The 14,552-nt window shown below is 32.9% G+C and carries 8 protein-coding genes and 1 pseudogene; 8 read left to right on the top strand and 1 reads right to left on the bottom strand.

Translation table 11 applies throughout. The annotated features are described in order from the left end of the window. Positions 1–90: 90 nt before the first annotated feature. A pseudogene (locus tag Anndu_RS01995) lies at positions 91–894 on the bottom strand (protein kinase domain-containing protein); the annotation flags it as partial. 660 nt (positions 895–1,554) lie between these two features. Between Anndu_RS01995 and Anndu_RS01990 the strand changes: the two are divergent. The 8 genes from Anndu_RS01990 (at position 1,555) to Anndu_RS01955 (ending at position 14,551) form a co-directional block, all read left to right on the top strand. Further along, positions 1,555–4,020, top strand: coding sequence for a dynamin family protein (locus tag Anndu_RS01990; protein ID WP_464104020.1), 2,466 nt, complete (start codon positions 1,555–1,557; stop codon positions 4,018–4,020). A gap of 111 nt (positions 4,021–4,131) precedes the next feature. Further along, positions 4,132–4,482, top strand: coding sequence for a KGK domain-containing protein (locus tag Anndu_RS01985; RefSeq protein ID WP_464102761.1), 351 nt, complete (start codon positions 4,132–4,134; stop codon positions 4,480–4,482). Between the two features lie 361 nt (positions 4,483–4,843). Next, the gene (locus Anndu_RS01980; RefSeq protein ID WP_464102760.1) at positions 4,844–5,086 is read left to right on the top strand and encodes an HNH endonuclease; all 243 of its coding nucleotides are present in this window, start codon (positions 4,844–4,846) and stop codon (positions 5,084–5,086) included. Positions 5,087–5,262: 176 nt separating this feature from the next. Then, positions 5,263–5,847, top strand: a complete 585-nt coding sequence (locus tag Anndu_RS01975) for a rhomboid family intramembrane serine protease (protein ID WP_464102759.1) — start codon at positions 5,263–5,265, stop codon at positions 5,845–5,847. Positions 5,848–5,886: 39 nt separating this feature from the next. Then, entirely contained in the window at positions 5,887–7,302 is a 1,416-nt protein-coding gene (locus Anndu_RS01970) for an ABC transporter substrate-binding protein (RefSeq protein WP_464102758.1), read from the top strand. A gap of 97 nt (positions 7,303–7,399) precedes the next feature. Then, positions 7,400–8,389: a metal ABC transporter substrate-binding protein gene (locus Anndu_RS01965; protein ID WP_464102757.1), complete on the top strand. Its 990-nt coding sequence runs from the start codon at positions 7,400–7,402 to the stop codon at positions 8,387–8,389. 27 nt (positions 8,390–8,416) lie between these two features. Continuing rightward, positions 8,417–9,166: a metal ABC transporter ATP-binding protein gene (locus Anndu_RS01960; RefSeq protein WP_464102756.1), complete on the top strand. Its 750-nt coding sequence runs from the start codon at positions 8,417–8,419 to the stop codon at positions 9,164–9,166. 159 nt (positions 9,167–9,325) lie between these two features. Next, positions 9,326–14,551 (top strand): PAS domain-containing protein, encoded by a 5,226-nt coding sequence (locus Anndu_RS01955; RefSeq protein ID WP_464102755.1) that lies wholly within the window; start codon positions 9,326–9,328, stop codon positions 14,549–14,551. Position 14,552 lies beyond the last annotated feature (1 nt).

Below are 14,552 nucleotides of genomic sequence, written 5' to 3'. Positions count from 1 at the left end.
TTTCTTTAAATCTGATAAATTATTTAATTCTTTTAAAACTTCTTTAGCAGATTGAAAACGCTCCTCAATTGAAGTTTTTAACATTCGATCTAAAATATCAGCTAAATTATTATTAATAATAATTTTATTTTGTTGACAATATTCTCGCCATTGCCATTGATTTTTCATCACATTATAAATCTGATCTTCGGTGGGTAAACATCCCGTTAATAAATGGATTGCTGATACTGCTAAACTATATAAATCACTAGAAGGAAAAGCCCTTCCTGTAAACATTTGTTCCGGTGCAGAATAACCCACTGTACCCGCAATTGTTCCCATCGCCATTGTACTTTTAATAATTTTCGCTACGCCAAAATCTATTAATACTAAATTGCCATTTTTACTATGAATAATATTTTCCGGTTTAATATCACGATGAATCGTATTTTTTTGATGAATAAAATCAAGTACAGGCAATAAATTGATCAGAAAAAAATAAACCTCTAATTCTGTTAATTTTCCTTTATAATTTACTTGCTTTAATAAATCTTGACCATCAATAAATTCCTGAACTAAATATAATTTATCATTTTGTTTTGGATATGCTAATAAATCAGGAATTTGAGGATGTTTTCCCAATTCTAAAAGACGATGAGCCTCCTGTTCAAATAATTCTTCAGCCCTTTTAATATTTTTGGGATCATTATTTTGTGGGGCAAATTGTTTGATCACACAAAAAGTATTTAAACGCTGTTGATCAATGGCTTTAAAAGTACGCCCAAAAGCCCCTCGACTAATATATTCAATCGCACGGTAGCGATCACATAATAACAATTTTTCACCACATTTAATACAAAACTTCTCATTGAGGGAGTTTTGTTGTTGACAATTAGGATTTAAACATTGACTCATTTTTTCTACTAAGATCAAGTTAGTGTTTAACCATTATTTTAGCAAATAAGGTGATAAATCAACTAATTTAGCCACCATTTTATCGTAAATAATATTAATCCTATGATTATCGCTCCACAAGAAATAAAATAAACTTTTTTTAATTGTTGTTTCCTATTATTTTAAGATAAAATTAATTCAAATTATCAAACAATCAAAAAATAAATTAACAAAATGTTTTTTTTTATTAATCCTTTTAAATGCTCAAATATTAAGTACCTAAGCAAAATTAATTACATAATGTGGAATGGGCATCCTGCCCGTCACAGGCTAGAAGCCTGTGCCACCATTGAGTAATTAATTACACACATCTACTTACAACTAGAAAAAACAGATCAAGGTAACAAAATTTATTATTAATATAATCAAAAATAAGCTTCAATTATCGTTAAAGATTATGTTAAAGTTTAATTTTTAAAGAGAATACTATTGAGTAAATTTAACTCAGAAGAAACTATAAAATAACGATTATCAAATATTTGTTCTAATTGAGGACGATAAATTTAATTTAATTGATAATAATATAAAGCAAAGGGTTGATTTTGATAGCCTTGTTTACCACTAAGTAACTAAAGTATAGTATAATCATAGTAAGAACATTTACTCTACAATTTGTTTTTTATTATGGAAAATAATCCCCATTGTCAGAATTTATCGGAATCTGTTAATCTTTTACTCGATTTACTCAAATCTGAGCCTACTCTGCGATCGCAACAGGAAACCAGCAATATTGAGGCTTCCTTAAATAAAGCGATTTCCCCTGAATTTGAATTAGTATTTGCCGGAGCTTTTAGCGCTGGTAAATCTATGTTAATCAATGCTATTTTAGAGCGTGAACTCCTTTATAGTGCGGAAGGCCACGCCACAGGCACGGAATGTTATATCCGTTATTCTGAGCCGGATCAGGAAAGAGTTGTTTTAACTTTTTTAAGTGAAGTTGAAATCAGAGAACAAGCCTTAACTTTATCTCAAAAATTAGGCTTTAATACTCCTTCTAATATTAATCAAACTGAGGTTATCAATCTTTTATTAGAAGGTTGTGATACCATTATTCAAAAGGAAGGCGGAGAAAGTAAATCAGACCGTGCTAAACAGGCCAATGCTCTTAAATTACTCTTAAAAGGTTATATTGAAAATCGGGATCGCATTCATACAATTCACAATAATACCTATTCTATGGAGCAGTTTAATTTTTCTAACCTTGCAGAAGCGGCCACTTATGCGCGTAGGGGCAGTAGTAGCTCAGTCTTAAAACGCCTAGAATACTACTGTTATCACCCTTTATTAGAGGATGGTAATGTCTTAGTAGATCTCCCTGGGATAGATGCCCCCGTGAAAAAAGATGCTCTGTTAACCTACGAAAAAATTGAGCATCCTGACACCTCCGCTGTGATCTGTGTCTTAAAACCTGCTTCTGAGGGTGATATGACAACGGAAGAAACTGAGCTTTTAGAAAAAATGCGCCTTAATCCTAGTATTCGAGATCGAGTTTTTTATGTATTTAATCGCATTGATCAGACTTGGTATAATGCCCAACTACGCCAACGCTTAGATCAGTTGATCCAAACTCAGTTTAGGGATAATCCTCATATTTATAAAACCAGTGGTTTATTGGGTTTTTATGGTAGTCAAATTAAGAAAACTCACGGCGGCGATCGCTATGGTTTAAATAGCATTTTTGAACAGAGTGTTAAGAGTTTAGGCGGTGGGGAAGAAACCCCTCAGTTTGTGAGCGAATTTAACAATTATTGCGCTAATTCTGGCAAATTAACCCGTACTAATTTTAAAGTTTCTGTTAATAGTTATGAAACGCCCAATGAGAATTATGTGCGCATTTTAAGCGAATGGGGTACACCTTTAATAAATCAATTAATTGCTGATAGTGGAATCGAGGAATTTCGAGAAGGAATTACCCGCTATTTAACGGAGGAAAAACGCCCTCAATTATTTGCAACTTTAGCCGATGATTTACAACCTCTTTGTATAACTTTACGGAAATATTATATCACGAAATGGCAAGAATTAGACAGTCAACCCCGTGAAATTGAAGCCATGAAATCTCAAGAATTAACTCGTTTAAATCAGGAGTTACAAGAGGTGGGAAATGATTTTCGTAATTATATTTCTGAGCAGATTAATTTAATTGTTGTCAATGAAGATTTACCCTTTGAAGATGACTTTAAAAATCTCAAAACAAGGTTAGTTAATCGTTTAGATTATCTGTTACAAAACTTCTCAGTTGCTAATGCTTATAGTCGGGCAACAATGAATCATCCACGCAACGCAACTGCCCCATTAATTGCCATTTTAGTTGAGGCTTTATATTATCTTTCTAACGAGTTAGAAGATATTTTAGTAGAAGACTGTCAAAACTTAGTTAAAAATTTCTGTCAACGGCTCTTAGATCGCCTCAAAAAAGAGGATTTTTACCGCAAAATTTATCGTTTATTAGGCAATGATGGTGGTATTGAAAAACAAATTCAATTAATAGAAACTAAGCTCATTCAAGCCTTAACCAGTGAAGCACGTACCGAATGTGATCGCTATGTGCGAGAAAGCCCTAGTTTTTATAATGAAGATACCTTTTCGATCTATCAATTTCGGCAGACTTTATTACAAACATCTTCCGGTTATGATTGTGAAAGTATGGTAGAGGCTGAACCTGCTATACGTCAACTTTTGAAGTTAGATTTTGAGCCTAAACTTTTGGCAACAGTAAGACGCAATTTTCGTCAAACTATTAATCAAACTTTCAAAACTCAACTATTACCAATGGCACAACAACAAGCTAATGGAATTTTACAAGAGTATAATTCGGCAAGGGCATTTTTAGAGAAAACTTTAGAGAAGGAAGCTCAAGAAAAAATTGCACGAAATCAAGAATCTTTAACCCATATTCAGCAAAAAATTGAGCAATATAATCAAGGGGTAAATGAGATTAATAGCTGTTTACAATTCTATCAGTTATATGAGTCACAATTACCGATTATTGCCCAATCTGATCTGTTCTATACTATTAGTAATAGTCAGATAATAAATGCGGAAATTGAGGGAGAAGAAAATCAAGATTTAGAATTAGTAGAATAGGCTTTTTAAAAGTAGGTTATTTAAAAAATAATCTACTTTTTAATCTTGATATTTATGGTTGGTTATGGTATTATGTTAATTATTTAATCATAAAAAGGAGTTTATACTATTATGACAAATGAATTTAAACCAATTAAAGCAAATGATGATGATGTAATTTGTTTTGGCGAACATACTTATAAATTTAGTAAATTTAATAAAGTATTAAATTTATCTTTAAATCAAAGTCTTGCTAATCAAATTGTAGCAGAAATGAGAAATCGTCAAGTAAAAATAATTCAAGATAAGCAGCAATTTAGTGATAATTCATTATTTACAAAAGGAATAGATGCTGAAATAATGACAACAGAAAAAAAAGGTTGGATCAAAGGAAAATTTAGATTAAAAGTTAACTTAGAATTTTGTGAATATGAACCAGAAATAAATGAATATGAATCACCTTTAGATGAATTTCGTCAATAATTAAAATATATTTCTTAATCGGTTTTAACCGATTTTTGTTATTAGCAATGAAATTCATTTCATTGCAAGTCAATTATTAACAGTGATCCCTAAAAGTATTATTCCCGCCGTGAAATTAATTTCACGGCTAATAGTAAAAGTCAACTAAAGTTGACTAAATACTTAAGAAATTAATGAATTTTGAAATAATTTTAATGTTGTAATACTTGAGATATTTGATTAAGTTTAATTTGCTTAAGGGTTTGTTTTATGATTTTAATTTTAAATTTGATGGTATTTTTAGAGTATAAAATAAAAAAAGTAAGTGATTTTAAAAATCCCCCACTTTTGAAAGAAAAATATGATTAATTTAATCAAAACTATGTCAAAAACTCCAAGAATACCGATCCCTGACTCCGTAAGAGAATATGTATTTAAACGAAATAATTATCAATGTCAAAGCTGTTTTAAAACTAACAAAGAAACACAATTAACGATCGATCATATCATCCCTTTAGCCAAAGGAGGAAGCAATGATCTTAGTAATTTACAAACATTATGTTTACAATGTAATCGTCAAAAATTGCATCATCTTGATCCACGTTTTAAACGCTATTATAGTTAAATAGGGCAAGTTTACTTTCAGACTTGAATAGACAAGTATCTTATTAAACAATCTTAATTTTTCCCATAAATTAAAGAAAGAGTATATAGTTAAATTAATAACAAATGATCGGTGACTAATGGCAAAAATATTTAATTATAGATCCTATCTAAAAATAGGGATAAAATAGATTTATTATGAAAGAGCCATTAAAAAATATTACACAAGAATTAAAAACCCAAATGATTATTTTGGGCAGTTGTATCTTTTTATTTTGGGGAATAGAAATAATTGATCAATTAATATTTCGGCAAAGATTAGATCAATTTGGGGTTAATCCTCGCACTTTAGAAGGGTTAATTGGTATTATTTTTGCTCCTTTTTTACATGGAGGTTGGCAACATTTAATCGCTAATACTTTTCCTTTTTTAATATTAGGTTGGTTAACAATGCTTCAAGAAACCAGTGACTTTTTTATTGTAACAATTATCACCACTTTTGTTGGTGGTTTGGGAATTTGGTTATTTGGCCAAGCTAATACTACCCACATTGGAGCAAGTATTTTAATCTTTGGTTATCTTGGTTTTATGTTATTAAGGGGTTATTTTCAACGCAATTTTACCTCTATTTTTCTATCAGTTTTAGTCGCCCTTCTTTATGGAAAATTAATTTTTGGGGTTTTTCCTTCTAGTGCCGGAATTTCTTGGGAAGGCCATTTATTTGGTTTTCTAGGGGGAATTTTCAGTGCTAGAATGATCGGTAAAAGATCACAACCTTTATAGTTAATTAAAAATAATAAATTACAAACTCTTATTATAATTATGTCAAAAAAAGATAATCCTTTAGTTTTAATAATTACCCTAATTATTACTTTAATTATTCTTGGCGGTGGTTTTTTTGTAATTAAAAATTTCTTGCCTTTAGGAATACTTGGTAATCAAACTTCCCAAACTCAAAGTAATAATAAAAATGCTCATATTCCCTTAAAAGAGCGTCTAAGTAGTGGTCAAAAACTGCTTATTTCTTCTCAAAATAACCCAGAAAAACAAGCAGGAATAACCGCTTTAATTAATCAAAATTATGCAGAAGCGATCGCCAATTTAGAAGCTTCTCTCAAAAAAAATCCTAACGATCCTGAAGCTTTAATTTATCTCAATAATGCTAAAATTGGTAATAGTTCATCCTATAGCATTGCCGTAGCTGTACCCACTACCACCGATGTAGACGGCGCACAGGAAATATTAAGGGGAGTTGCCCAAGCCCAAAATCAAATTAATTTTAATAACGGCATCAAAGGTATTAAATTAAAAGTTTTAATTGCCAATGATGACAATGATCCCCAAGTGGCGAAACAAGTCGCCCAAGCCCTTGTAGATGACTCTAGCGTGTTGGGAGTGGTGGGGCATTGGGCGAGTGATGTGACTTTAGCCACAGGTGAAATTTATCAACAAAAAAAATTAGTAGCCATTTCACCCATTAGCACCTCAGTTAAATTATCCGGTTTTGGTAATTATATCTTTAGAACAGTCCCAAGCGATCGCTTTGCGGGAAGTGCCTTATCTCGCTATCAACTCCAAAAATTAAACAAACAAAAAACCGCCGTTTTTTATAATTCTCAAAGTAATTATAGTTTATCCCTCAAAGATGAATTTACTACCGCCCTATATGGAGATGGTGGCACAGTGGTGGCAGAATTTGATTTTCAAGATCCTAATTTTAACGCCGCTAACGCCTTTCAAGACGCTAAAACTAAAGGTGCGCAAGTTTTAATGTTAGCCACCAATACCGCCACTTTAGATCAAGCCTTGCAAGTCATACAAGTCAACGATGGAGAGTTGGCACTTTTAGCAGGGGATGATGCCTACGCCCCCAAAATCTTACAAATAGGCAAAAGAGGCGCTATCGGCATGATCGTGGCGATCCCTTGGCATATTTTAGCCCATCCCCAAGATCAATTTACCTTAAAATCGCGCCAATTATGGCAAGGGGATGTAAGTTGGCGCACGGCCATGGCTTACGATGCCACACAAGCCTTAATTCAAGCCATTAATTTAAGTAATAATCCCACCAGAGAAGCGATCCAACAAGCCCTTGCTAACAGTAATTTTACGGCGATCGGGGCTGGTGGTGAAATTCGTTTTTTACCATCGGGCGATCGAAATCAAGCAGTGCAATTAGTAAAAATTGTAGAGGGAAAACGCTCTGGTTTTGGTTATGATTTTGAGCCAATTAAATAAATAATTTAACTTTGTGATCACCCCCCACCTTGACAAACTTATTTTTTTCTGTCATATATTAAATATGAAAAAAATATGAAAGAAAAATTGTACAAATATGAAAGGAGGCTCTCTATCAAAAATCATCAGAAAAAATAATCAAAATCAAAGTTTTTTTATTGTTGTAATAACTATTTTAACTCTGATTTTTGGTTTAACTAGCTGTGTTTATTCTCCTGATCACAACAATAATAATCAAAATAATAATAAGCAAATATCTCAAAATCAAGATCAAAAAGTAATTTTAACAACTTTTAGCGTGTTGGCTGATCTGGCTCAAAATGTGGCAGGGGAAGCCGCTGTGGTAGAATCATTAACTAAAATAGGCTCAGAAATTCACAGTTATGAACCTACCCCAAGTGATTTAATTCGAGCGCAAAAAGCTGATTTAATTTTAGATAATGGTTTTGGGTTAGAAAAATGGGCAGAAAAATTCTATCAAAATGTAGAAAATGTGCCGCATATTACCCTCAGTGAAGGCATTACACCCATTAATATTGCTGAAGCTGATTATATGGGAAAACCTAATCCCCATGCTTGGATGTCTCCAAAATTAGCTTTAATTTATGTGGAAAATATTAGAAAAGCTTTAGTTAATTTAGACCCTAAAAATACAGCTATTTATAATCGAAATGCCCAAATTTATAGCCAAAAAATTAAAGCTATTGATCAGGAATTAAAAAGCAAAATTTCAACGATTCCACCCCAAAAAAGATATATTGTAACCTGTGAAGGTGCATTTTCTTATTTAGCTAAAGATTATGGTTTAAAAGAGGTTTATTTATGGGCTGTTAATGCGGAAAAACAGGCTACCCCTAAACAAGTTCAAAAGGTCATTGATACAGTTAAAAATAACAAAATTCCTGCTGTTTTTTGTGAAAGTACGGTTAGTGACGAAGCACAACAACAGGTAGTTAAAGAAACTGGAGCAAAATTTGGAGGTGTTTTTTATGTTGATTCTTTATCAAAAAAAGATGGTCAAGTTTCCACCTATTTAGAGTTATTAAAATATAATGTAGATACTTTAGTCACAGGCCTTACCGAATAAAAAATAAATAAACAAATAACTAAAAAAATGAATAATCAAAGAAATAGTATTAATCTCAATAATGTAACAGTTGCTTATAACGGCAAAGTGGCTTTAAATGGAGTTAATCTTAACTTAAAATCCGGTTCAATTTGCGGTTTAGTGGGCATGAATGGCAGTGGAAAATCAACTTTATTTAAAACAATTATGGGTTTTTTAAAACCACAACAGGGTAAAGTTTCCGTTAACCAAATGCCAGTAAAACAAGTGCAAAAACAAAATTTAATTGCCTATGTACCCCAAACGGAAGAAGTTGATTGGAATTTTCCCGTTAACGTCTGGGATGTGGTGATGATGGGGCGTTATGGCTATCTTAATTTTATGAGAATACCCCGTCAAAAAGATCAAGAAATTGTTAGGGAAAGCTTGGAAAGATTACAAATGTTAGACTATCAAAAACGTCAAATTGGCGAGTTATCAGGAGGGCAAAAAAAACGGACTTTTATTGCGAGGGCTTTAGCACAAAAAGCGGAGATTATTTTATTAGATGAACCCTTTAATGGAGTTGATATTAAAACCGAAAGAATTATTATTGATTTATTAGTTGAATTGAAAGAATTAGGTAAAACAATTTTAATTTCAACCCATGATTTAGAATCTATTAATACTTTTTGTGATCAGGTTATTTTAGTTAATAAAACCGTCTTAGCTTATGGTGCTATTAAAGATGTTTTTACCGAAGAAAATTTAACTCGAACTTTTGACGGAATGACACCTAAAATTAATTTTTTATGTTAAAAATAACAACTTAACAATTATCTTATTTGCCACGATTAATTTTGGACTGCTATAATTTATTTTTAGGATATAATTAAACTTAATTTCACCTCAAAATAGAGAGAAAATAACTAGAAATGATTGATGGGTAATAACAAAATGTGGCAAAGGCACAAGATAATGAAACACTCATTTAACTTTAATCAAGTTAAGAAAAATTTTTACTATAGCATATCTTTAAAATGGGTGTTAATTATTCCCTTTTGTCTGGAAATTTTAGGGGCTGTGGGCGTGGTTGCTTACCTATCTTACCGTAGTGGAGAAGAATCGGTGCGCCGTTTAACTACAGAAATTAGAACTCAAACGACTCAGAATATAGTACAATATTTAGATAATTATTTAGATAATCCTGTTTTAATTAACCGAGTCAATGCTGATATTTTCCGTTTAGGTTATTTGAATCTTAATAATCCCTCTCAATTAGAGCAGTATTTATATACTCAACTGCAAGAATTTCCGAGGGTAAGTCATATTATGGTAGGCACGGAATCGGGTTTTTTCAGAGTGGCGAATCGCAATCCTAGCCCCAGTTTATTAGAAGTTAATCCTTCCCAACCAGATCAATTAAAAGTTTATCAGGTTGATAAAAATGGCCGCAAAATCAAGTTAATTAATACTTTTGGCGACTTTAATCTTAAATCTCGCCCTTGGTATCGCACGGCGGTGGAAGCAAAAAAACCCGTCAGAGTTCCTATTTTTCAATTATCAGATAATTCAGATTTATCTCTTAATAGTAGTCACCCCATTTATGAGCCAAAAACGGGTAAATTGTTGGGTGTTTTTTCGGCCGCCTCTGATCTTACCTTTTTACGTCAATTTATTGCTAATCTTAAAGTTGGCCAAACAGGGCAGGTTTTTATTCTTCAAAAAAATGGTTTATTAATTGGTAGCTCAACCAATCAACTTCCCTTTCAAAAAAAGATGAAAAATGGTCATATTACCCTTGAACAAATTAAAGCTAATGAAAGTAAAAACCTTTTAATAAGACATACTAGCCTTTATTTATTAAGTAAATTTAATAACTTTCAACTAATCAAAAAACCCTTACAATTAGATTTTGTAGAAAAGGAAAATAATCAGCGCCATTTTGTGCAAGTTGTTCCCTATCAAGATGATTTAGGTTTAGATTGGTTAATTGTGGTAGTGCTTCCTGAATCAGATTTTACAGCAGAAATAAGAGTTAACAATCAACGAACATTAGCTTTATGTTTTTTAACTTTTGTAATAGCAACTGCTCTGGGAATTTTAACTGCTAAATGGATTAATCTTCCTATTTTTAAAATTAGTAAAGCTAGTAAAATTTTAGCTCAAGGAGCGAGTTGTGAACCTTTATCTGAAGATTTATTAATCTCAGAATTACAAATCTTAACTCACTCTTTTAACCAAATGTTAGAGCAGGTTAAACAATCTTTTGAGCAAAAAGAATACCGTTATCAAAAATTAGTTGAACAACAAAGGGATTTTATTTTAAGATCCCACCCCGATACCACCATTACTTATGCCAATGAAGCCCTGTGTCAAGCCCTTGGCTTTAATTTAGAACAGATCATCGGTAAAAAATGGACTGACTTTGTTTCCTCTCAAAATTTAGAACAAAATTATCAGAAAATCTCAGTTTTAACACCAGAAAATAGTAGTTTTGTCACAGAAAACCGTGATTTACGTCAAAATGGCACGGTAGGCTGGACTCAATGGTTAAATCAGGGGATTTTCAATGAACAAGGGGAATTAATTGAGATTCAATCCGTTGGCCGTGACATTACGAAATTAAAAGAGATAGAATCCGCTTTAAGAGAAAGTGAAGCCCGTTGGCAGTTGGCCATCGAAGGGGTGGGAGACGGCACATGGGACTGGAATCCCCAAACCAATGAAGTCCATTTTTCCCGTCAATGGAAAGCCATGTTAGGCTATGAAGAATATCAGATCGGAGATCATTTAGAAGAATGGAGTAGTCGAGTCCATCCCGAAGATTTAGCCAAATGTTATACTGATATTGCGCGATATTTGCGAGGAGAAACAGAAATTTATTATAATGAACATCGTATTCGTTGTAAAAATGGTACTTATAAATGGATTTTGGATCGGGGAAGGGTGATCGAAAGGGATGATCAAGGGCAACCAGTTCGCTTTATTGGAACTCATAGTGATATTAGCGATCGCAAAATGATCGAACTAGCCTTACAAGAAAGTGAGGCCACTTTCCAAAAAATTGCCATGTCATCCCCCGGAATTATTTATATTTTAGTTCAACCGTTAAACAATCAAAGATATTTTGAATATATCAGTCCGGCCACCCAAAACATTTATGAGTATAGTGTGACTCAACTTTTAGAAAATTTTAGCCTGTATGATCAATTGATTTATTCTGAGGATTTAGAGGGTTATGAACAAGCAGTCGCCCATAGTGCGGAAAATTTAGCTCCCTTTTATTATGAATGGCGCATTGTTACCCCTAGCGCCAAACTTAAATGGATCCAAGCCAAATCTAACCCCGAACGGCGCAAAAATGGCGATGTTGCTTGGTATGGTTTTATTACGGATATTAGTGAACGTAAAGAAACAGAAATTCAAATGAGGGAAATCCAAATTTTTCTTAACTCAATTATTGAAAATATCCCTAATATGGTTTTTGTTAAAGATGCAAAAAACCTAAGATTTATCCGGTTTAATAAGGCAGGAGAAGAATTATTAGGATATAAAAGAGAGTTTTTAATAGGAAAAAATGATTATGATTTATTCCCCCCACAACAAGCACAATTTTTCACCTCTAAAGATCGGGAAGTCTTAAACAGTGGTAAAGTCTTAGATATTAGCCAAGAAACAATCCAAACCAAAAATGGTTTTAGAATCCTTCATACAAAAAAATTAGCAATTTTAGACGAATATAATCAACCTCAATATTTATTAGGTATTTCCGAAGATATTACAGAAATTAAACAGGCTGAAATCGCCCTCAAAGAAAGCACCGCCCGATTTGAAAAAATCTCCGCATCATCCCCGGCCGTAATTTATATTATTGTGCAACGTCCCGATGGTTTTCGATATTTTGAATATGTAAGTTCGGCCGTAGAAAAAATCTTAGAAATTACCGTAGATGAACTTTTAGCCGATGCCAATATTCATCTTCAACAAATTCACCCAGACGATCTGGCCGGGTATCAACAAGCCGTTAAACAAAGTGTTAAAAATCTATCACCTTTAAACCATGAATGGCGCATTATCACCCCTAGTCAAAAAATTAAATGGCTTCAAGCTAGTTCAAGTGCAGAAATCAGAGAAAATGGCGATGTCGCTAGATATGGAGTCCTCTTAGATATTACCGATCAAATTGAATTGAAACAACGCTTAGAAGAAATAGCCCGTCATATTCCGGGGATGATCTATCAATATCGCCTACGCAAAGATCAAACTTGCCATTTTCCCTATTCTAGTGAGGGGATCAAAGAAATTTATGAAATTACGCCCGAACAAGTAAAAGAAGATGCCGCCCCTATCTTTAATGTTCTCCATCCCGATGATCTTGAGTTTGTGAGTCAAACCATCACCGAGTCGGCGACCCATCTTACCCCTTGGTATTGTGAGTATCGAGTTTGTCACAGTGATGGGCGTATTAACTGGATTTTAGGTCATGCCACACCACAAAAACAAGTTGATGGTAGTATTATTTGGCATGGTTATATTAGTGATATTACTGATCGTAAACGCTTAACCGATGAATTAATTAATAAAACCGAAGAATTAGAACGCTTTTTTAATACCACTTTAGACTTACTTTGTATTGCGGATTTGGAAGGATATTTCCGTAAAGTTAGCGTTTTATGGTCAGAAGTTTTAGGTTATAGTATCGAAGAATTAAACGGCCATAAATTTTTAGATTTTATCCATCCCGATGACTTACAATCTACTCTTAAGGCAATAAAACAACTTGAACATGGAGAGGATATTTTAAATTTTACCAATAGATACCGCAAAAAAGACGGTTCATATATTGATTTAGAATGGAGATCCAAACCTAAAGGACATTTGATCTATGCCGCCGCTAGGGATATTACCCAACGCATCGAAGAACAAAAAGCCTTGGCACAAGCTAAAGAGGCCGCCGAGGCCGCCACTAAAGCTAAAAGTGAATTTTTGGCGAATATGAGTCATGAGATCCGCACCCCCATGAATGGAGTTTTAGGCATGGCACAACTTTTAGCCACCACTACTTTAACAGAAGAACAACAAGATATTGTTCAGACAATTTGTGATAGTGGGGATGCTTTATTAGTTATTATTAATGATATTTTAGATTTTTCTAAAATTGAATCAGGTAAATTACAATTAGAAGAAAATTCTTTAATTTTAAAAGATATTCTTAAATCAGTTTGTACCCTTCTTTCTAAACAAGCAAAGAATAAAAATATTAATCTTCAATATCAAATTGATCCCCAATTACCTCAACAATTTTTAGCAGATACTGCACGTTTACGTCAAATTCTTTTAAATTTAGTGGGCAATGCCCTTAAATTTACCCATCAAGGAGAAGTTTTAATTTGTGTAGAAAAATATCACACTACCTCTTTTAATTATTATGATTATAATAATCATAATAATTATGATCAAAAACTAATGACTGATGAGTGTTTACTTTTCACTGTCAAAGATACAGGGATCGGTATTAAGAGCGATCACATCAATCAATTATTTGATCCCTTTACCCAAGCCGATGCCTCCATCAGTCGTAAATATGGCGGAACAGGCTTAGGTTTAGCCATTAGTAAAAGTTTAGTTAATTTAATGGAGGGAACAATGTGGGTTGAAAGTTTAGGTAATATTGGGGGTTTTCCCCCCGAAAATTGGCAAATAGAAACTAATAAAACTCCAATTCAAGGTTCTATTTTTTACTTTACAATTAAACTTAAAACTATTAGTGATCTAGCCATTAAACCAGAGAAAAAATCAAGTTTATTACCTTCACTTAGCAAAATAATTAACAACTCTGAATTAAAAATATTGTTAGCTGAAGATAACAAAGTTAACCAAAAAGTTGCCCTTTTAACCCTCAAAAAGTTAGGTTATGATGCCCATATTGCTAATAACGGTTTAGAAGTTTTAACTATGTTAGAAAAACAATTTTATGATGTAATTTTAATGGATATGCAAATGCCAGAAATGGATGGAGTTACCGCCACTAAAATTATTCGTCAATCCCATCAACCTCAACCCTATATTATTGCTTTAACTGCTAATGTTTTAGAGGAAGATCGTCAAATTTGTATCGAGGCCGGGATGAATAATTATATCCGTAAACCCATTGCGATCGCCCAACTTAGGGAAGCGCTCTCAGTGATCAGTGACCAATAAC

This window comes from Annamia dubia NIES-4383 (assembly GCF_055394725.1).
This window is presented reverse-complemented; position numbering and strand designations above follow the sequence as displayed.

Coding starts and splice junctions, on each gene's coding strand:
- Anndu_RS01985 (WP_464102761.1), top strand. CDS start 4,132: ATGACAAATGAATTTAAACCAATTAAAGCAAATGATGATGATGTAATT.
- Anndu_RS01980 (WP_464102760.1), top strand. CDS start 4,844: ATGTCAAAAACTCCAAGAATACCGATCCCTGACTCCGTAAGAGAATAT.
- Anndu_RS01975 (WP_464102759.1), top strand. CDS start 5,263: ATGAAAGAGCCATTAAAAAATATTACACAAGAATTAAAAACCCAAATG.
- Anndu_RS01970 (WP_464102758.1), top strand. CDS start 5,887: ATGTCAAAAAAAGATAATCCTTTAGTTTTAATAATTACCCTAATTATT.
- Anndu_RS01965 (WP_464102757.1), top strand. CDS start 7,400: ATGAAAGGAGGCTCTCTATCAAAAATCATCAGAAAAAATAATCAAAAT.
- Anndu_RS01960 (WP_464102756.1), top strand. CDS start 8,417: ATGAATAATCAAAGAAATAGTATTAATCTCAATAATGTAACAGTTGCT.
- Anndu_RS01955 (WP_464102755.1), top strand. CDS start 9,326: ATGAAACACTCATTTAACTTTAATCAAGTTAAGAAAAATTTTTACTAT.